Source organism: Yersinia sp. Marseille-Q3913, from assembly GCF_963892745.1.
In the GTDB taxonomy this organism is placed as follows: domain Bacteria; phylum Pseudomonadota; class Gammaproteobacteria; order Enterobacterales; family Enterobacteriaceae; genus Yersinia; species Yersinia bercovieri.
In genome coordinates this window covers 178,996-198,675 of the sequence record NZ_CAWQAF010000066.1, presented here as the reverse complement: position 1 = coordinate 198,675, position 19,680 = coordinate 178,996, and the positions used below count along the sequence as shown (strand labels likewise).

Sequence of the window (19,680 nt, the reverse complement as noted above, 5' to 3'; positions counted from 1 at the left end):
ACCACCCCTTTTTATACCCTTCATCTTTCAAGTTGCAGGTGTGTTACCTGCTCTCGTTTACCCGAATCACTTACCACTGTAAGCTCATCGGGACTCTCTCGTTTGCCGCCTTCCTGCATCATGAAATCTATTGGGTATAACGTTTTTCTTCTTATCCGAAGTTGTCGACTTACCAGAAACTGCCGGACGAGCTGTAAATCGGGCATATTTCTGCTGGCGGATATTGCGTTCAACCGCGCAGCGCAGGCGGCCATCGAACACCAGCACCCCCAGCAGCACCAAACCGGCAATAAAATCATTCCACCACGCGGGTAGGCGCAGCAGCACGAGCACGCTATCGATTTGAGTCAACAGATAAGCCCCAAGAATGGCACCAATGATAGTGCCGGTGCCGCCGAGCAGGCTGATCCCGCCGAGCACGCAGGCCGCAATGGCTTTCATCTCCAGACCGCTGCCAGTCTGATTGGGGATAAAACCAATTTGTGAGGCAAAAACGATCCCCGCCAGTGCCGCCATCACGCCATTCATTGAGAAGGCAAAAATGCGAATGCTGTCAGTGCGGATACCCAGTTGGCGCGCGCCCTGCAAGTTATCGCCCGTGGCGTAGAGGCTGCGACCAAAGGCGGTTTTACCCAGTAACCCTGCCATGGCAAGGATCAGCAACATAATCAGCCAGCCAATGGGTGAGATGGAAAACAGAATTGGCGTTGATATACTTTTCAGATCCGCCGGTAATCCTTCGATCCATTTGCCCCCTGTCAGCAACAGCATCAGGCCGCGATATAACCCCAGTGTCCCTAGTGTGGCGACAATCGCCGGAATGCGTAGCCAGGTGACCAGAATGCCGTTGAAGCAGCCCGCCGCCATGCCGACCAGTAGGGCGAACAGGCAGGAGAGCGCCAGTCCGAATCCGGCATTGAGCGCCATGCCGACTGTCACCGCACATAGCCCAGTAATGGAGCCGACGGAGACATCAATATTGCGGGTCAGCATTACCAGTGTTGCGCCGATCGCCAGTAGGATCAGGATCTGCGCACTGCTGAAGATCATGGTGAAGGTTTGCATACTGAAGTAATTGCGGTCGATCACGCCGAGCAGGGCAAACAGGGCCAGTATCGCCAGCAGCGCGGTGCCTTCACGATTATTTTGAATAAATTTCAACATGATGCGCCCTCATTTTGGGTCGATGGATGGGCGCTGGCATGAGGTTCACCTAAGGCCGTCTGTTCACCAAAGGCCAGATGCATAATGGTATCGACATTCATTGCCTGACCATTCAGCTCGCCACTGACTTCCCCCTGATGCATGACCAAAACACGATCTACCATCTGCACCACCTCTTCCAGATCAGAAGAGATAAAAATGATCGCCACATGCTGCGCAGCAATACTGCGGATCAATTGATAGATATCACTGCGGGCGGCGACATCGACGCCACGGGTTGGCTCATCAATAATCAGCAGCAATGGGTTGGCCTCCAGACATTTGGCAATCAGCAGCTTTTGCTGGTTACCGCCGGATAGAGTGCGCACCGGCTGTTCCAGATGACTAAATTTAATGTTCAGTGCACGGCGATAGCGCTCCAAAATAGCCGCCTCCTGTGCCGGATGAGTCCACACTCCTTGACTGCCTTGGGTCAGCGAGCAGACATTCCAGCTGAGTGGCGCATCCAGATAGAGGCCGGAGGCCTGGCGGTCTTCCGGCAGATAGACCAGACCTGCCGCTAAGCGGTTGACGGTTTTCATTGTGGTGATATCGATATCCTCCAGCCGGACAGTGCCGCCGCTGGCAGGGCGCAGGCCATACAGGGTTTCGGCCAGCTCGGTTCTGCCTGCGCCAACCACCCCCGCCAGCCCAAGAATTTCACCGGCATGGACCTCAAAAGAGAGGTGGGCAAAACCTTCGCCGCTCAGGTCGGTCACCTGAATCACCGGTTGATTGGATTGCGCGCGGGCTTGAGAGCGGCGGTTGCCGGGCAGCTCCAGCCAGAGTTTCTGGGTAGCGGATAATTCGCTATTTTTGGCTTGCGGTGTAATCGCCTGAATAATGGTGTCGGTTGAGAAATCCGCGGTTGCGCCGCTCAGGGCAATGCCGCCATCGCGCATCACACTGACCCAATCCGCCAGTTGGCGAATTTCCGGCAGTTTATGGGAGATAAATACCACCCCGACACCTTGCTGCAATAACATTTTGATTTGGCTAAATAAACGGTGAGTTTCCGCAGGTGTTAGCGAGGCGGTGGGTTCATCAAGAATCAAAATTCGTGAGTCACGCATCAAGCCGCGCATGATCTCAACTAACTGCTGATCGGCCACATCCAGCGAACCGGCACGAACAGACAGATCCAAATGGCAACCCAAATCTTTGAGTAACTGCGCCATTTTCTTTTTGTCGGCCTGATGCTTAGGCAAGCGGAACAGAATGTTCTCCTGCACCGACAGATTGGCAAACAGCATGGGTTCCTGCGGCACCAGATAAATACCCAATTGATGGGCTTTAGCGGGGGTAAGATTCAGGCAGGGCTGCCCATTGATCTCAATGGTGCCGCTATCGGGCGGCAGCACCCCGGCGATGATCTTCATCAGCGTTGATTTACCTGCCCCATTCCCCCCCAGCAGGGCATGAACCTGGCCCGGTTGCAGGGTAAAGTCGATACTTTTCAATACCACGACGCCGGAAAACTGCTTGCTGATGCCACGTACCTGGAGCAGGGGTGGCGGGGTGGTGACGGTGTGCGGCATCAGTAGCTCCCGATGTGAACAAAAATAATTTAAAATTAAAAATGTTCAAAAAAGATAGCTGCATATTCCCATTTGTGGCGTAATCAAGATCACATTTTCGTGAATAAAAAAATTTAAATTAGAATGTGTTCAAATATATTGGCTAAGCTGTTAGCGTAGTTATCAATGAATATTTAACATTGATGACGCCGTTTTTGCGTCGAGATAGCCAAAGAGCAATGATGAAAGAGAAACCGTTAGTCGCCGTAAAAGAAAAACCCATGTTGTCCAATGATGAATACAAATATCCGGGTAATAGCATGAGTGAAGAGGAACTGCTCGCTCGCATTGCGTGGTTTTATTATCACGATGGCTTAACGCAAGGGGATATTGGCGAACTGCTGGGGCTGACCCGATTGAAGGTCTCCAGATTGCTGGAGAAAGGCCGTCAGTCAGGGGTCATCCGGGTACAGATTAATTCGCGCTATGAAGGGTGTCTGGAACTGGAAAACCAGCTGCAACAGCATTTTGGCCTCAAGCATATCCGCATCCTGCCTTCGCTGGCTGATCTTAGTATCAGTAGCCGATTGGGGATTGGTGCTGCACATTTATTGATGGCGCTGATTCAACCGCAGCAACTTTTGGCGGTGGGTTTTGGTGAAACCACCATGTGCGCGTTGCAGCATTTGAGTGGTTTTATTGCCTCGCAACAGGTTCGGCTGGTGACACTTTCTGGCGGTGTTGGCTCTTATATGACCGGGATTGGTCAGTTGGATGCGGCTTGTCAGGTCAGTATTATCCCTGCGCCGTTGCGGGCTTCCAGTGCTAAAGTCGCTGAAACATTCCGCCAGGAAAACAGTGTCCGTGATGTGCTGCTGGCGGCCTGTGCCGCAGATGTCGCGGTGGTCGGTATTGGCTCGGTTAATCAGCAACGGGAAGCCACCATTTTGCGCTCCGGTTATATCAGTGAAGGCGAGCAGCTCATGTTCAGCCGCAAAGGCGCGGTCGGCGATATCCTCGGCTATTTTATGCAGGCGGATGGTGCGCTGGCCGCCGATATGCAGATTCACCAAGAGTTGATTGGTATTTCACTGGCGGATCTGACCAACATTCCGACGGTCATTGGCGTCGCAGGTGGGGTTGAGAAGTCAGAAGCGATAGTGGCGGCGTTGAAAGGGGGGTATGTGAATGCCCTGGTGACTGATGAGCAAACGGCAAGATCAATCATTAAGCTTATTTGATTACCTATTTTCACCCGGTTTTCTTTATGGCAGTAGAGGACAGATTTATTCACGAATTTATATAAAAACTAATCGAAGCAGAGGACCGAATAATGAATCAACTCTCATCGACTGACTACCTGATGGCTCTGGATGCTGGCACCGGCAGTGTGCGGGCGGTGATATTTGATCTTAACGGTAATCAGATTGCCGCCGGACAGGCTGAGTGGCGGCATCTGCCGGTGCCCGATGTCCCAGGGTCGATGGAGTTTGATTTAACCACTAACTGGAAGCTGACTTGTCAGTGTATCCGTCAGGCACTGCATCTGGCTGGGTTGCCCACCAGTGCTATTCGCGCCGTGGCGGCTTGCTCAATGCGCGAGGGCATTGTGCTCTATGACCGCAGCGGCAAACCTATCTGGGCCTGTGCCAATGTGGATGCGCGTGCCAGCCGTGAAGTTAGCGAGCTGAAAGAGCTGCACGATAACGGCTTTGAGTTCGAGGTGTATCAGTGCTCTGGCCAAACGCTGACACTGAGCGCCATGCCGAGGCTATTGTGGTTGGCGCACTACCGCCCGGATATCTATCGTCAGGCGGGGACACTGACCATGATTAGCGACTGGCTGGCCAATATGCTCAGTGGCGAACTGGCGGTCGACCCCTCCAATGCCGGCACGACCGGCATGTTGGATTTAGTCACCCGCAACTGGCAACCCAACCTGCTGGAGATGGCGGGGTTACGTGCCGATATTCTCTCGCCGGTCAAAGAGACGGGCACCTTGCTCGGCCATGTCACGGCGCAAGCCGCCGCAGAGTGTGGTTTGTTGGTCGGCACGCCGGTGGTGATGGGGGGCGGCGACGTGCAGCTCGGCTGCTTAGGGCTGGGGGTGGTGAAACCGGGGCAGACGGCGGTATTGGGCGGTACTTTCTGGCAGCAGGTGGTCAACTTGCCGCAGCCGATTACCGATCCCAATATGAATACGCGGATTAACCCGCATGTCATTCCCGGCATGGTGCAAGCGGAGTCGATCAGCTTCTTTACCGGCCTGACCATGCGTTGGTTCCGCGATGCATTTTGTGCGGAAGAGAAATTACTGGCGCAGCGGCTGGGTATTGATACCTATAGCTTGCTGGAGGATATGGCGGCACGGGTGCCGGCAGGCGCTTATGGCGTGATGCCTATTTTCTCTGATGTGATGCGCTTTAAATCCTGGTATCACGCCGCGCCCTCCTTTATTAACCTCTCCCTCGACCCTGAAAAGTGTAACAAAGCCACCTTATTCCGTGCATTGGAAGAGAATGCCGCCATAGTCTCGGCCTGCAATTTAGCGCAAATCGCCGAATTCTCTGGGGTCAAAGCCTCCTCGCTGGTCTTTGCGGGTGGCGGTTCCAAAGGCAAATTGTGGAGCCAGATTTTGGCTGATGTGACGGGAATTCCTGTTCGCGTGCCAGTGGTTAAAGAGGCCACCGCCTTGGGCTGCGCCATCGCAGCGGGCGTGGGGGTCGGGCTTTATGAGGCGCTGGATACTACCGGTGAGCGGCTGGTGCGCTGGGAGCGGGAGTATACGCCAAACACTGAGCATCAAGCGCTCTATCAGGCGGCAAAAACCAATTGGCAAGCGGTGTATACCGATCAGTTGACACTGGTGGACAGCGGGTTGACGACATCGCTTTGGAAAGCGCCGGGAATTAAATAAACGATTGCCATGCAGTAAACGGCTGATATAGCATTATTACCCCCTTTCGTTGCCGATGATGGCGCATCCGATGATGAATACATCAAACAAGACAGAATCAACTGCCGGGCAACCCGCGCCTATTTTTCAGCAAGGGCCATATCACTTGCCGGAACTATTGCGGGAGAAAGACAATATTCAGCGCATTTTGGTCATAAAATTACGCCATTTCGGCGATGTTCTCTTAACGACGCCACTCCTAAGCACACTAAAAGCCAACTACCCACAGGCAAAAATTGATGTGCTGCTGTATGGCGGCACACAAGAGATGCTACGGGAGAACAGCACCGTCAATCATGCGTTTATTGTCGATCGTGGCCTCAAACATGCGGGCTTCACCGCACAAATTAGCGGCGAAAAAGCCCTATTTAGCGCATTGAAAGCAGACCATTATGATCTGATCCTCAACTTATCTGATCAATGGCGTGCCGCCGCCTATTGCCGCTTACTCAAACCGGGTTTCAGTATTGGTTTTCATTACCCGAAACGGGACACCTGGCTATGGCGCTACTGCCACTCCACCCTGGTTGAGATCCCCCATGCCGCAGAACGGCATACGGTGCTCAATAATCTCGATATCCTCGCGCCACTGCAACTGACTGATATCATTACTGATGTCACTATGTCATATGGCCCACAGGATATTGAGCGGGTAAAACAGCTGTGCCAACAGCGCAATATCAATGATTACATCTTGATTCAGCCTTCTGCCCGCTGGAAATTCAAAACTTGGGCCAGTGAATCATTCAGTCAACTGATAAACCATCTCACTGAGCAAGGTGAAACGGTATTGTTGACTGGCGGTAAAGATCAGGCTGAACTGGACTATATCGCCGAAATCATTGCAGGATGTGCGCAACCAGACAACGTGATCAATCTATCTGGCCTCTTGGCGCTGCCAGAACTGGCAGTATTGATTGATAACGCGAAACTATTCATTGGGGTCGATTCAGTGGCAATGCATATGGCCGCAGCCTTACAAACGCCCGCAGTGGTGCTATTTGGCCCCAGCAACCTTAACCAATGGCATCCGTGGCAGGCTCCGCACACGCTATTATGGGCCGGACATTATCGCACTTTGCCACACCCTAATGAGATAGATACCGACACCACCGACCGTTATTTGAACGCCATTCCGGTTAATGAGGTGATAGATGCAGTGGATTCCTGGCGAATTGCCAAAGGAAATTAATGTATAAGCCGCTTTGTTTCCCCCAACCAGCCTGAGCTGAGAGAATTATGACAACTTTATCGCCGGCAAATCCGGTCAATCGTCGCAGTGAGATACTGTGTAGTGTCGCTGCATTACTGTTGGGTATTGGTATAGCAACTAATAATCAACTGATGAATATTTCATTAGTGCTGATTATTATCTCTCTGATTATCAATAGAAAATCACTTGAAATTAAATCATTCCTAACCAGCCCACTGGTCTATCTGCCAGCCGTGATGTTTGCACTACTGGCGCTATCATTGCTGTATCAACACAACAGCTATGGCCCTGATATGGTGGGTAAATATAAAAAACTCCTTTATGTACTGCCACTGGCGCTGTTCTTTGTGCACCAACCTCGGTTGATCAAACTGTTTTGTACCGGGTTTTTGGTCGCTAATGCGGTGATATTGGCCGGATCTCTGATGGTCGGGGTGTTACATATTCCGTTGGGCGGCGTAGATCCAACCAATCCAACCATCTTTAAGCTGCAAATTACCCAAAACTTCTTTATGGCACTGGCGGCGTTGTTCTGGTTAGCTCTGGCATTTAAGAGCCAGGGTTGGAAACGCTGGGGTTATGGCCTGCTAGTAGTGGCTGCCAGTTACAGCATCCTGTTCTTGATTCTGGGTAGGACTGGTTATGTGGCGCTGGTGGTGGGCTTGGGTATATGGCTATTCTTCTCACTGGGCAACCGTCAGCGGTTAACCTTAGTGGTGCTCGGTATCGTCGCTTTCGCGGCTTTGGTATTCATCCCCAATAAAGCCACTGACCGTATCGTACAGGGCGTCAATGAAATAAAAGTGTGTGTCGCCGCTTCATCAGGTGATGCCTATGAGGCATGTAGCTCCTCAATGGGGCTGCGCTCTGCGTTTGTGATTGAAGCCAGCCGTTTGATTAAGGAAGCCCCTATTTTAGGTCACGGTGCCGGTGGATTTTATTATGGTAATCCAGAAACCGGTTATTCAATTAATAACCCGCACAATGAATATTTGATCGAAACGATTCATTCAGGTGTGGTTGGCTTACTGATCTTCCTGGCGTGGATTGTCTGTTGTTATCGCGTGATTTGGCAACAAACACCACTGCTACGCAATGTGTTACTTGCGGTATTAACCAGTTATATGGCGTGCAACTTCTTCAACTCATTCCTGCTAGATTCATCAGAGGGTCACCTGTTTATGATCTTCGTGGCGATTCTGGCGGGTTATTCCGTTGCGGGCACTCAACAGGCATCGGATAAGCGGCTGACCGAATAGCGCACACCTCTCGCGAATATAATATGCTAAGTTGCGGCTCCCAATGGGAGCCGTTTTTCGTTGTACCATTTGAAACGTAAATAGCGTTGAGGCGGCCAGGATAATTCACACATTAGTTAAGCGTTAAATTCCTACAAAATTGCCAGACATTTCAACATGGAATATCAGTCTCTCCAATGCCACAATTATAAAATTCGGTAGATAAGTGTACTGTCATGACCTGATTGTAGTGCGCGGAAAAGGAGCTAATAGAAGGGCGAAATGTGAGCGAGTAGAGAGTTTTTATAAGAGGTGATTTTATATTTTCAATATGACTGAGTTTTTGTTAATTAATTGAAAGTAAATGCATTTTTTATTTTTCAATCAATAGTTGAGCATTAAGCCTAGACCAGTAATCTATAGAGAGCAAGATAACATGCACACTTATTTCTCCTCTTGCGCTATTGAATGAACTTACATGCAAGAAATATCTTAAATAACGGATAGGGAAAACAGATATCTATGCTAATGGAGTGGCGCTAATACAGTGAATTAAGCTGATGAGTGGTTTTTTGAATAGGCAAAAAGATGATTTCGATCACTATTAAGAAATTTTGATATATGTAATAATTTTTGCAAATATTTACATATTGAAAGTCTTGGTCTACTTTTCCGACATTGATGCAATAGTTTTAAAGGAAGCTATGATTACTATGTATTTATATTGATAAGTGGGTCCGGGCTAATCTGTTTGTGGGATAAACAGAACTTAGATTTAACTTAATTTATCCAACGTCACTGAGATCATCATGGCTAATTCATCTGCGAATAAATTATCTTTACCGGCCCTAACCTCATTAGTGGTTGGGTCAATGATCGGGGCGGGTATATTTTCATTACCGGCGACATTTGGACGAGCTACGGGTGGGTTTGGCGCACTTATTGCTTGGTGTATAGCCGGCGGTGGTATGTTAATGCTGGCTTTTGTTTTTCAAACATTGGCGCAGCGTAAACCTAATCTTGATTCCGGTGTATTCATTTACGCCAAAGAGGGCTTCGGCGATTATCTTGGTTTTGCCTCGGCATTAGGTTTTTGGGCGGGGACCTGTATTGGTAACGTCTCATATTTCGTTCTTATCAAATCAACGCTAGGGGCATTCTTCCCGATATTTGGTGATGGCAATACTATACCGGCTGTATTAGTCGCCTCCGTTATTTTATGGGGATTCCATATCCTGATATTGCGGGGCGTTAAAGAAGCGGCTGCCATTAATACCATTGCTACCTTCGCAAAAATAATTCCTATCTTCATTTTCGTCATCGTGTTGATTTTTGCCTTTAAAGGCGATGTGTTTGCACTGAACTTCTGGGGCACACCTGACGTGGTCAAAAGTGTGGATTTATCCCACCTGAATGATTATGGCTATGTTGGTCATGCTGCTGCTGTCATGGCTCCGGCGGTTGAACCTGAGTCTCTATTCTCCCAAGTGCGTAGCACCATGTTAGTTACCGTCTTTGTCTTCTTAGGGATTGAAGGGGCGAGTGTCTATTCACGTTATGCCAAAGAACGCAGCCATGTGGGTATCGCAACCGTTTTAGGTTTCATTGGTGTGCTGTGTCTGTTGGTCCTGATCACCATGCTCTCTTACGGTGTACTGCTGCGCCCAGATCTGGCGGCGTTACGCCAGCCATCAATGGCGGGGGTACTGGAAGCTATTGTCGGCCGTTGGGGCGCAATTTTCATCAGTATTGGTCTGATTATCTCGGTGTTGGGGGCTTATTTATCCTGGTCACTGTTGGCAGCAGAAGTGCTGTTCTCGGCGGCTAAGAGTAAAAGTATGCCAAAAGTCTTCGGGACGGAAAACAGTAATGCGGTGCCTTCTGCGGCGGTTTGGCTGACCAATATCTTTATTCAAGTGTTCTTAATTCTGACACTGTTTACGGATTATGCTTTCCAACTGGCGTTGGAGTTAACCAGCTCATTAACCCTGATCCCATATTTGTTGGTCGGGGCTTACGGGTTAAAACTGGCATGGACGGGTGAGACTTACGAAACCAACAAACGTGGTCACAGAAAAGATTTAATTTTTGCCCTCATTGCGACTTTCTACTCTGCACTGATGATTTACGCAGGTGGCATGAAGTACTTGCTGCTGTCGGCCATTATTTACGGCCCAGGCACCATTTTGTATCTGATTGCCAAACGTGAACAGCAGCAAAAAGCTTTTAATAGCTACGAAAGAGTACTGTTTATTGTTCTGATTGTTGCTGCGGTCGCTGCGATATATAGCATTGCCACCGGAATTATCACCATATAATTTATTGGAGTTCTTATGTCAGATAAAGCTAAGAAAACTCACGCCAAGACCAAGTTTGGCGTTCACTCTGAAGTCGGCCAGTTGCATAAAGTGATGGTGTGCGCCCCCGGTCGCGCCCATAACCGCCTGACCCCCAGTAATTGTGATGAATTATTATTTGATGATGTGCTGTGGGTAGAGAGAGCCAAGCGCGACCACTTCGATTTTATGACCAAAATGCGCGAACGTGGTGTCGATGTGGTTGAGATGCACAATCTACTGGCCGAAACGGTGGCTATTCCGGCAGCGAAAAAGTGGATTCTGGATCAGCAAATTGTACCCAATGAAGTCTCACTGGGCATTCTGCATGAAACCCGTAGCTATCTGGAAAGTTTGGAACCGCGTGTATTAGCTGAAGTGCTAATTGGTGGTTTATCGACCACAGAACTGCATAATGATGGCAAATGTGACAAAGAAGAACTTAAGCTGATCCGCGAAGCAGTTGGCATCACTGAATACCTGTTGCCGCCGCTGCCAAACACACTCTACACCCGTGATACTACCTGCTGGATCTATGGCGGCGTCACCTTGAACCCGCTGTATTGGCCAGCACGTCATGAAGAGACCATCCTGACCACCGCTATCTATAAATTCCACCCTGACTTTGGCGACGCCAATGTGAAAGTTTGGTGGGGTGACCCGACACAGCATCATGGTTCCGCCACATTGGAAGGCGGCGATGTGATGCCGATCGGCAATAAAACGGTATTAATTGGCATGAGTGAGCGCACTTCTCATCAGGCGATCACCCAATTGGCACAATCGCTGTTTAAAAATAGCGAAGGGCAGGTAGAGCGCGTCATGATTGCGGCCATGCCTAAACTGCGTGCCGCCATGCACCTGGATACCGTGTTCACTTTCTGCGATCGCGATGTAGTGACCTTGTATCCGGCGATTGTTAATCAGATTCAAACCTTCTCACTGCGCCCAGACAATGGCCCGACCGGCATTAAGTTAAGCCGCGATAAAGGCACTTTTGTTGAAGCGGTTGCCGGTGCATTGAACCTGAAAAAACTGCGTGTGGTTGAGACGGAAGGTAACGATTACGACACCGAACGTCAGCAGTGGGACAGCGGTAATAACATGGTCGCACTCTCTCCTGGTGTGGTATTGGCTTATGACCGCAACACTAAAACCAACACTCAGCTACGTAAAGAGGGGGTGGAAGTGATTGAGATCGTGGGTAGTGAATTGGGCCGTGGGCGTGGGGGCGGTCACTGCATGACCTGCCCAATTATCCGGGATGCTGTTGACTACTAATGCTCTTCGCCCTTGGCGTTGCAGGGCTGTTAGCGGCCTACCTGCAACGCCAATGGCTTTGGACATCAATTTGGTTGATTAACCGGATTGCTCTTAAAAATATCGCCGATAGTGAGTAGCGCGTAGCGTTATTTTGCTATCGGCGTTTTAACGTTGAAATGTGGTGCACTGAGATGAAAAGGATTATTGATTGAAATACGTTTATGGCGGGTGTTTTTTGCTGATAGTGACGCTGACGACGCTATTTGCCTTCCAAAATAGCGGTTCGGTGATTTTATCTTTTCTTTCCGCGCAAATAACACTACCCATTTCGGTGCTAATTGTGCTGATCTACTTTTTAGGAATGTTTACCGGAGGATTATTAATCACACTGATAAGAGCGCTGGTGCGCCGTATGTCACAGGAAAAAGTGGCGCAAAAAGCAGATAAAAAAGTGTGAGTAATTAATCTGCAATAATTTTTAAAATCTGACTCAATGAGATCTCACAGTGAAGATAAAAACAATAGTCACACTGCTGGTAACGTTTCTACTCGCAGCTTGCGACAGAACTCCCCCTGAAGTCGTAGAAAGTGTACGTCCGGTAAAAATTTTTATCGTCGAAGATAGCGGGCAAAATGGGACTCGCTATTTCCCGGCGCGGTTACAAGCTGGTGATGAAACCCAGCTCTCCTTCAAGCGCAGTGGGCAACTGCAGCAGCTATTGGTACGTGAAGGAGAGCAGGTGAAGAAAGGCCAGGTTATCGCCAAACTGAACGACACTGATCTCAACTTGCGTGTTCGCGACCGCCAATCGACCTTTAATCTGGCGCGTGATCAATTCAACCGTTTCAATACCTTACAAGGCCAGCGTGCGGTCTCTCGTGCCGAATTAGATGTTCGTCGCGCTGAGATGGAGTCTGCCCGCGCGGGTCTGGAGATTGCGCAAAAAGAGCTGAGTGATGCGACCATCACCGCACCATTTGATGGCATTATCGCCAATGTGAGTGCGCGTAACCATCAGGTCATGGCCCCTGGTCAGGCGGTGGCGACATTGAGTGCGCTGGATACCTTAGATGTGGTGTTCAGTGTGCCAGAGCGCCTGTTTACCACTCTGGACATAAGTAATCGCAACTACAAGCCAACGGTATTGCTCAACCATATGCCAGGGCGCGAATTTATTGCTGAATATAAAGAGCATACCACCACGACCAGCTCAGCTTCACAGACCTTCCAGGTCACTCTGACCATGAAACGCCCGGCGGATATGCCACTGCTTTCTGGTATCAGTGGTCGGGTCAGAATCAACTCCGGTACTCTCTCTGGCACTGACCATCCGACCATTGTGGTGCCGGTGGAGGCAGTATTTAACCCTGACAGCGCCCAGTTAAATGATGCGCGCGTATGGGTCATCAAGAGTGATGATGGTCAGATGCACGTTGAAGAGCGCAAAGTGCAGGTGGGCCAGTTGACCGAAAATGGCATTCAAGTGACCTCCGGTCTGGCGGACGGCGAACAGATTGTCGCCGCAGGCACCGGTGAGCTTCGGCCAAATCAAGTGGTCCGGGCCTGGGTTCGTGAGCGAGGTCTCTGATGAAACTGCTTGATAATTTTATCAGTAATAACACCCGTATCTGGCTAACGATCCTGTTGCTGGGTATTGGTGGTGTTATTGCCTATCTCAATATAGGTAGGCTGGAAGATCCGGCTTTTACCATCAAAACGGCGGTAGTTGTCACCCGCTATGATGGTGCCTCGGCGCAACAAGTTGAGGAAGAGGTCACGCTGCCGCTGGAGAATGCCATTCAGGAGCTATCCTATGTCGATGATGTGACGTCGATTTCCAGTGCTGGCTTATCGCAAATCACTATTAATATCCGCGCACAATACGGCGCGAATGAGTTACCGCAAATCTGGGATGAATTGCGGCGCAAAATCAACGATAACAGTGTGCGCTTACCACCGGGTGCCAGTGCGCCCATGGTCAACGACGACTTTGGCGATGTCTACGGCTTCTTCTTCTCGCTAACCGGCGATGGCTACAGTAATCAGGATCTGCGCAATTTTGCCGAACAACTGCGCCGTGAACTGGTACTGGTGCCGGGGGTCGGAAAAGTGGGCATCGTAGGGATTCTGCCGGAAGAGGTGCAGGTGGAGATCTCTCGCGCTCAGATGACGGCAGCCGGTATCACGCCACAACAATTATCCGATTTACTCGCCCGCCAAAACGTGGTGTCCGATGCCGGCCAGCTACAGGTTGGCAGTGAGTCGATACGTTTGCATCCGACTGGTGAATTCCAAAGCGTACAAGAGCTGGGAAATCTATTGGTCAGCCAGCCGGGCAGCCCGAAAAGTGTCTATCTGCGTGATATTGCGACAGTAACTCAGGGCTTCGGTCATTCGCCGACCAATATCTATCGTGCTAACGGTAAGCCCGCGCTGGCCTTGGGGATCTCATTTGCCCCTAACGTCAACGTCGTTAATGTGGGTAATGCCATCAAAGCCCGGCTGGCACAGCTCGAAGGTGAGCGCCCGTCAGGTATGCATATCAACGTGTTCTACGACCAATCTCATGAAGTGGAAGGGGCGGTTAACGGCTTTATCCTTAACTTCCTGCTGGCGCTGCTGATTGTTGTTGTCACCCTACTGATTTTCATGGGGGTACGCAGCGGCGTGGTGATCGCCATCTCGCTGGCGCTTAACGTGCTCGGCACCTTGCTTATTATGTGGCTGTTCAATATCGAGCTACAGCGGGTGTCACTAGGGGCGCTGATTATCGCACTCAGTATGTTGGTGGATAACGCCATTGTGGTGGTGGAGGGCGTGGTAGTTGGTCGCCAGCGAGGTGAAAGCCTCTCGACGGCCATCGGCAATGTGGTGAAGCGCTCAATGATGCCGCTGTTAGGGGCGACAGTCATCGCGATCCTGGCCTTTGCTCCTATTGGCCTGTCCAATGATGCGACCGGCGAATATTGTAAATCGCTATTCCAGGTGCTGCTGATCTCGCTAATGTTGAGCTGGATAACCGCACTGACACTCACGCCAGTCTTCTCCAAATGGGCATTTCAGGGCCAAAAACCGGCGCAAGAGGAAGCCGACAAACCTGCCAGGCAGCCTTATGATGGCTGGTTATTCCGCTACTACCGCATCATCCTGAATAAATTACTGCAACATCGCAGTATCACCTTGGCCCTGCTGGCGGCACTGTTGGTGGCCTCGGTGGTCGGTTTTGGTAATGTTCGCCAAAGCTTCTTCCCGCCATCGAACACGCCAATCTTCTTCGTGGATATCTGGCTGCCGTACGGCACGGATATCGGCTATACCGAAGACGTTGCAGCTAAAGTTGAGCAATATATCAAGCAGCAAAAAGGCGTCGAGGACACCATGGCGACCATTGGTCAGGGGGCGATGCGCTTTATGCTGACCTATAACGCCCAGCGCCACTATCCGAACTATGCGCAGGTGATGGTCCGTGCCGAACAACTGGACCAAATACCGGGCCTGGTGAGTGAGATTGAGTCCTACATGCATGACGAATACCCGCAGGTTGACGCGCAGATCAAGCGCATCATGTTCGGGCCGTCAAACAATAGCTCTATCGAAGCCCGCTTTATTGGCCCTGATCCAGATGTGCTGCGGACATTGGCATCCCAAGCGGAGAAAGCGATTATTGCTGATCCGATGGCCGATGGGGCAAGGCATGACTGGCAAGATCGTAGCAAAATGATCCGGCCACAATTCTCCGATTATCTGGGCCGCGAGCTGGGTGTGGATAAACGTGAGGTTGATGGTACGTTGCGCATGAGTTTTGGCGGTCTACCGGTCGGGTTATACCGTGATGGTACTCGCTTGATGCCGATTGTCCTGCGTACACCAGACTCAGAGCGGCTCAATGCTGAACGGCTCAACGATGTGATGGTGTGGAGTCAGGCGCGACAAGCCTTTATCCCGATCGACAACGTGGTCACCAGTTTTGAAACTGAGTGGGAAGATCCGCTAATTATGCGCCTGGATCGTAAGCGCACACTGACGGTTCAGACCGACCCGACTCAACAAGGCGGCGAAACCTCTTCCGAGTTGTTGCAGCGTATCAAACCGGGCGTTGACGCCATCCAACTGCCACGCGGCTATGAACTCGAATGGGGCGGTGACTACGAAAGCACCAAAGAAGCACAACGAGGCATTTTTATCAGCTTACCGATCGCATTCCTGATTATGTTTGTGGTGACAGTCTTGATGTTCAGCTCAGTGCGTAACGCGCTGGCTATCTGGCTGACTGTCCCGCTGGCATTAATCGGCGTGACCTTTGGCTTCTTGCTCACCGGCATCCCGTTTGGCTTTATGGCCTTGCTGGGGCTACTCAGTCTGAGCGGAATGTTGATACGTAACGGCATTGTGCTGGTGGAAGAGATTGGCTTACAGCGGCAGGAAAAACCGCTACGCGAGGCGATTATCGATGCTTCGACCGCCCGTCTGCGGCCTATCATGCTGACCGCTTTTACCACAGTACTGGGGTTGGCACCGCTGCTTAGTGATGCTTTCTTCCAAAGTATGGCGGTGGTCATTATGTTTGGTCTGGGCTTCGCAACGGTGCTGACATTGCTGGTGCTGCCAGTGATTTATAGCTCCATGAACCCAGAGCCTAAAGAAAAAACCCATGATGAGCCAGTGAGTGAATAACCGCTAACATCGCGTTAGATCCTTAAAAAGCTGCCCTTTTACCGGGCAGCTTTTTTATGGTCGATAGCCACGATCTATCCTGCAATGAGCACATTTATAATTCTGTGCGCCACTTCTCTTCCTGCCCCTACGCGGTACTCCAAACGTTCCAATATGAAACGTCAAACCTGTGACCATGTTCCATAATGGAACGTTTTTACTAATGATTCTCAGCCTATTTTTTGCGCTTATAGTAATGACAGTTTCATTAATTAGTCTAAAAATCATTCATTATTGCCTTAACTCTTACGCTACAGGAGCAAGATATGCTGAAAGTCATTCAATCTCCGTCTAAATATATCCAAGGTGCCAATGCGCTACACTCCATTGGTGAGTTTGCTAAGTTATTGGCTAATAACTATTTTATTATCGCTGATGATTTTGTCATGAAGTTGACGGCGGATACGGTCAGCTCTAGCCTGCATGGCAGTGAGCTGGAAAATCACTTTAGCCGCTTTAACGGCGAATGCTCGCGTCAGGAAATAGAACGTCTCACTGTTGAGCTGAAAAAACACCACTGCAATGGGGTGATTGGCATTGGTGGCGGGAAAACTCTCGATACGGCTAAAGCGATTGCCCACTATCAGCACATCCCGGTCATTGTGGTGCCGACCATCGCCTCTACCGATGCGCCGACCAGTGCGTTGTCAGTGATTTATACCGAACAGGGCGAGTTTGCCGAGTACCTGATATATCCGAAAAACCCAGATATCGTGCTGATGGATTCAGCCATTATTGCCAAAGCACCGGTGCGCTTGCTGATCTCAGGGATGGGCGATGCACTCTCCACTTACTTTGAAGCGCAAGCTTGTTTTGATGCCAAAGCCATCAGCATGGCGGGGGGCGCGTCCACTTTGGCGGCCGTCACTCTGGCTCGCTTATGTTACGAAACGCTGCTGGCAGAAGGCTACAAAGCCAAACTGGCGGTAGAGGCGGGTGTCGTCACTGAGGCGGTAGAACGCATCATTGAAGCCAATACTTATCTGAGTGGTATCGGTTTTGAAAGTAGTGGCCTGGCAGCGGCTCACGCTATTCACAACGGCTTCACGGTGTTGGAAGAGTGCCACCACCTCTACCACGGTGAGAAAGTCGCCTTCGGTACGCTGACACAACTCGTGCTACAAAACAGCAGCATGGAAGAGATCGAAACCGTGCTCTCATTCTGCCAGCAATTGGGTCTGCCAATTACATTGGCGGAAATGGGCGTCACACAAGATATTGAGCGCAAAATCCAAGCTGTAGCACAGGCAAGTTGTGCGGAAGGTGAGACTATCCACAACATGCCGTTTGCCGTGACACCAGAGAGTGTTTATGCCGCTATCATCGTGGCTGACAGTTTGGGACAGGCGTTTCTTAACTAAACTGTTCGGCAGACCCGTTGATAGATAGACAAGCTAACTGACCGAGTTTGCCGGTGCTCCTCATCATCGGCAGCTCTGTTCTCCAGCCATTCCCATTCGCGGGGTATAAAATGAAAAAATTAATTAACAGCGTAGAGAGTGTGTTACAGGAACAAATTCAGGGCCTCGTTGAGGCCCATCCTGAGCTGAAATTGCATCAGGAGCCGCTTTTTATTACTCGAATAGATGCTCCGGTGATGGGCAAAGTTGCCCTGATGTCCGGTGGTGGTAGTGGTCACGAACCGATGCACTGTGGTTTTATCGGCGAAGGCATGTTGGATGGTGCCTGCCCCGGCGAAGTTTTTACCTCGCCAACCCCGGATCAAATGTATGAGTGCGGCCAAGCCATTGATGGCGGGCAGGGTGTGCTGATGTTGATTAAGAATTATACTGGCGACATTCTTAATTTTGAAACGGCCGCAGAATTGTTGCATGCCGATGGTACGGCGGTCGCGACATTAGTGATTGACGATGATGTGGCGGTTAAAGATAGCCTCTATACCGCCGGGCGGCGTGGAGTGGCAAATACCGTTATTATTGAGAAGTTACTGGGTGCAGCGGCGGTTCGTGGTGATTCACTGGATGAATGTGCCGCGCTCGGCCAGAAAATTAATAATCAGGGCCACTCTATTGGCATCGCACTTGGCGCTTGTACCGTGCCAGCAGCGGGTAAGCCATCATTTACTCTGGCTGAAAACGAGATGGAATTTGGTGTGGGTATTCATGGTGAACCAGGAATTGAACGGCGGTCATTTACCTCTCTAAATGACACTGTTGATGCCATGTTCCAGACCCTGATTGAGCACGGTAGCTATCAGCGCACTTTACGCCATTGGGATCGACAAGCCGGTGACTGGTGTGAGACGCGTCAAAGTAAGCAGCCACTAGCAAAAGGCGATCGAGTGATTGCGCTGGTCAATAATCTGGGTGCCACTCCGCTATCAGAGCTTTATGGTGTTTGGCATCGGTTAGCAGCCTGCTGCGCCGATTTTGGTTTGACCATTGAACGTAAGCTGATTGGTTCGTATTGCACATCACTGGATATGCAGGGGATATCGATCACGCTACTGAAAGTGGATGATGAGTTGTTGTCGTTGTGGGATGCGCCGGTGAATACGCCCGCACTGCATTACTAGTGATAAAACAGCAATAATATTTGTAAAACAACAATAATATTTATAAAACAATAATGTGCCTGGAGAAAACCATGGGACTCACCAAACAACAAATTGTCAGTTGGTTACAGCTTTGTGCTGAGGTTTTCAGTGAACAGCGCGATTTTCTGACACAGTTGGATACCGAAATTGGCGACGGCGACCACGGCCTGAATATGAATCGTGGGTTTAATAAAGTGGTCGAAAAGTTACCCTCTTTTGCTGATAAAGACATTGGTTTTATCCTGAAAAATACCGGCATGACCCTGCTTTCAAGTGTCGGAGGGGCCAGTGGCCCACTGTTTGGCACCTTCTTTATCCGCGCAGCGCAGAGCACCAATGCTAAGCAGAGTCTGGATCTGGCGGCAGTGTGTCAGATGTTCAAAGATGGTGTTGAAGGGGTGGTGATGCGCGGTAAAGCTGAGCCGAGCGATAAAACTATGTGTGATGTTTGGTGGGCTGTGGTCGCGCAACTTGAGCAGGCAAATCAGCAGGGGGTACCGCTGGTGGATGCCTTGCAGCAAACCGTTGATCGCGCTCAACAAGCACTGGCTGGGACTATCACCATGCAGGCCCGTAAGGGGCGCGCCAGCTATCTTGGCGAACGCAGCATTGGCCATCAAGACCCAGGGGCGACATCAGCCATGCTGATGATGCAGGCGTTATGGCAGGTTGCCAGCCATTAA

At 50.4% G+C, this 19,680-nt stretch carries 14 protein-coding genes; 12 read left to right on the top strand and 2 right to left on the bottom strand.

All coding sequences use genetic code 11. The features are described from left to right. Positions 1 to 84: 84 nt before the first annotated feature. Together lsrC and lsrA are read right to left on the bottom strand one after the other, a co-directional pair. Positions 85 to 1,164: an autoinducer 2 ABC transporter permease LsrC gene (gene lsrC, locus AACW11_RS18050; protein ID WP_212585042.1), complete on the bottom strand. Its 1,080-nt coding sequence runs from the start codon at positions 1,162 to 1,164 to the stop codon at positions 85 to 87. Further along, positions 1,158 to 2,741, bottom strand: a complete 1,584-nt coding sequence (gene lsrA / locus AACW11_RS18045) for an autoinducer 2 ABC transporter ATP-binding protein LsrA (RefSeq protein WP_212585041.1) — start codon at positions 2,739 to 2,741, stop codon at positions 1,158 to 1,160. The genes lsrC and lsrA overlap by 7 nt, the downstream gene beginning before the upstream one ends. Before the next feature lie 221 nt (positions 2,742 to 2,962). On the opposite strand from lsrA, the gene lsrR reads away from it, so the two are divergent. The 12 genes from lsrR (at position 2,963) to dhaL (ending at position 19,680) form a co-directional block, all read left to right on the top strand. Next, a complete protein-coding gene (gene lsrR, locus AACW11_RS18040; RefSeq protein WP_445285831.1) occupies positions 2,963 to 3,961 on the top strand; it encodes a transcriptional regulator LsrR in 999 nt (332 codons plus the stop codon). 92 nt (positions 3,962 to 4,053) lie between these two features. After that, the gene (lsrK, locus tag AACW11_RS18035; RefSeq protein WP_212585039.1) at positions 4,054 to 5,637 is read left to right on the top strand and encodes an autoinducer-2 kinase; all 1,584 of its coding nucleotides are present in this window, start codon (positions 4,054 to 4,056) and stop codon (positions 5,635 to 5,637) included. Between the two features lie 70 nt (positions 5,638 to 5,707). Further along, positions 5,708 to 6,868 (top strand): putative lipopolysaccharide heptosyltransferase III, encoded by a 1,161-nt coding sequence (gene rfaQ / locus AACW11_RS18030; protein ID WP_212585038.1) that lies wholly within the window; start codon positions 5,708 to 5,710, stop codon positions 6,866 to 6,868. Positions 6,869 to 6,915: 47 nt separating this feature from the next. Continuing rightward, positions 6,916 to 8,148: an O-antigen ligase family protein gene (locus AACW11_RS18025; protein ID WP_212585037.1), complete on the top strand. Its 1,233-nt coding sequence runs from the start codon at positions 6,916 to 6,918 to the stop codon at positions 8,146 to 8,148. A gap of 788 nt (positions 8,149 to 8,936) precedes the next feature. Next, positions 8,937 to 10,445, top strand: a complete 1,509-nt coding sequence (locus AACW11_RS18020) for an amino acid permease (protein ID WP_212585036.1) — start codon at positions 8,937 to 8,939, stop codon at positions 10,443 to 10,445. Between the two features lie 15 nt (positions 10,446 to 10,460). After that, entirely contained in the window at positions 10,461 to 11,744 is a 1,284-nt protein-coding gene (gene arcA, locus AACW11_RS18015) for an arginine deiminase (RefSeq protein WP_005270853.1), read from the top strand. A 190-nt stretch (positions 11,745 to 11,934) separates the two neighbouring features. After that, positions 11,935 to 12,183: a lipopolysaccharide assembly protein LapA domain-containing protein gene (locus AACW11_RS18010; RefSeq protein ID WP_212585035.1), complete on the top strand. Its 249-nt coding sequence runs from the start codon at positions 11,935 to 11,937 to the stop codon at positions 12,181 to 12,183. Between the two features lie 49 nt (positions 12,184 to 12,232). After that, the gene (locus tag AACW11_RS18005; protein ID WP_212585034.1) at positions 12,233 to 13,315 is read left to right on the top strand and encodes an efflux RND transporter periplasmic adaptor subunit; all 1,083 of its coding nucleotides are present in this window, start codon (positions 12,233 to 12,235) and stop codon (positions 13,313 to 13,315) included. Beyond that, a complete protein-coding gene (locus tag AACW11_RS18000) occupies positions 13,315 to 16,401 on the top strand; it encodes an efflux RND transporter permease subunit (protein ID WP_212585033.1) in 3,087 nt (1,028 codons plus the stop codon). Before AACW11_RS18005 ends, AACW11_RS18000 begins: the two co-directional genes overlap by 1 nt. Before the next feature lie 305 nt (positions 16,402 to 16,706). Beyond that, complete coding sequence (locus AACW11_RS17995) at positions 16,707 to 17,801, top strand: glycerol dehydrogenase (protein WP_212585032.1); 1,095 nt, start codon at positions 16,707 to 16,709, stop codon at positions 17,799 to 17,801. Positions 17,802 to 17,911: 110 nt separating this feature from the next. Continuing rightward, entirely contained in the window at positions 17,912 to 18,976 is a 1,065-nt protein-coding gene (gene dhaK / locus AACW11_RS17990) for a dihydroxyacetone kinase subunit DhaK (protein WP_212585031.1), read from the top strand. Between the two features lie 71 nt (positions 18,977 to 19,047). Further along, positions 19,048 to 19,680 (top strand): dihydroxyacetone kinase subunit DhaL, encoded by a 633-nt coding sequence (gene dhaL / locus AACW11_RS17985; protein WP_212585030.1) that lies wholly within the window; start codon positions 19,048 to 19,050, stop codon positions 19,678 to 19,680.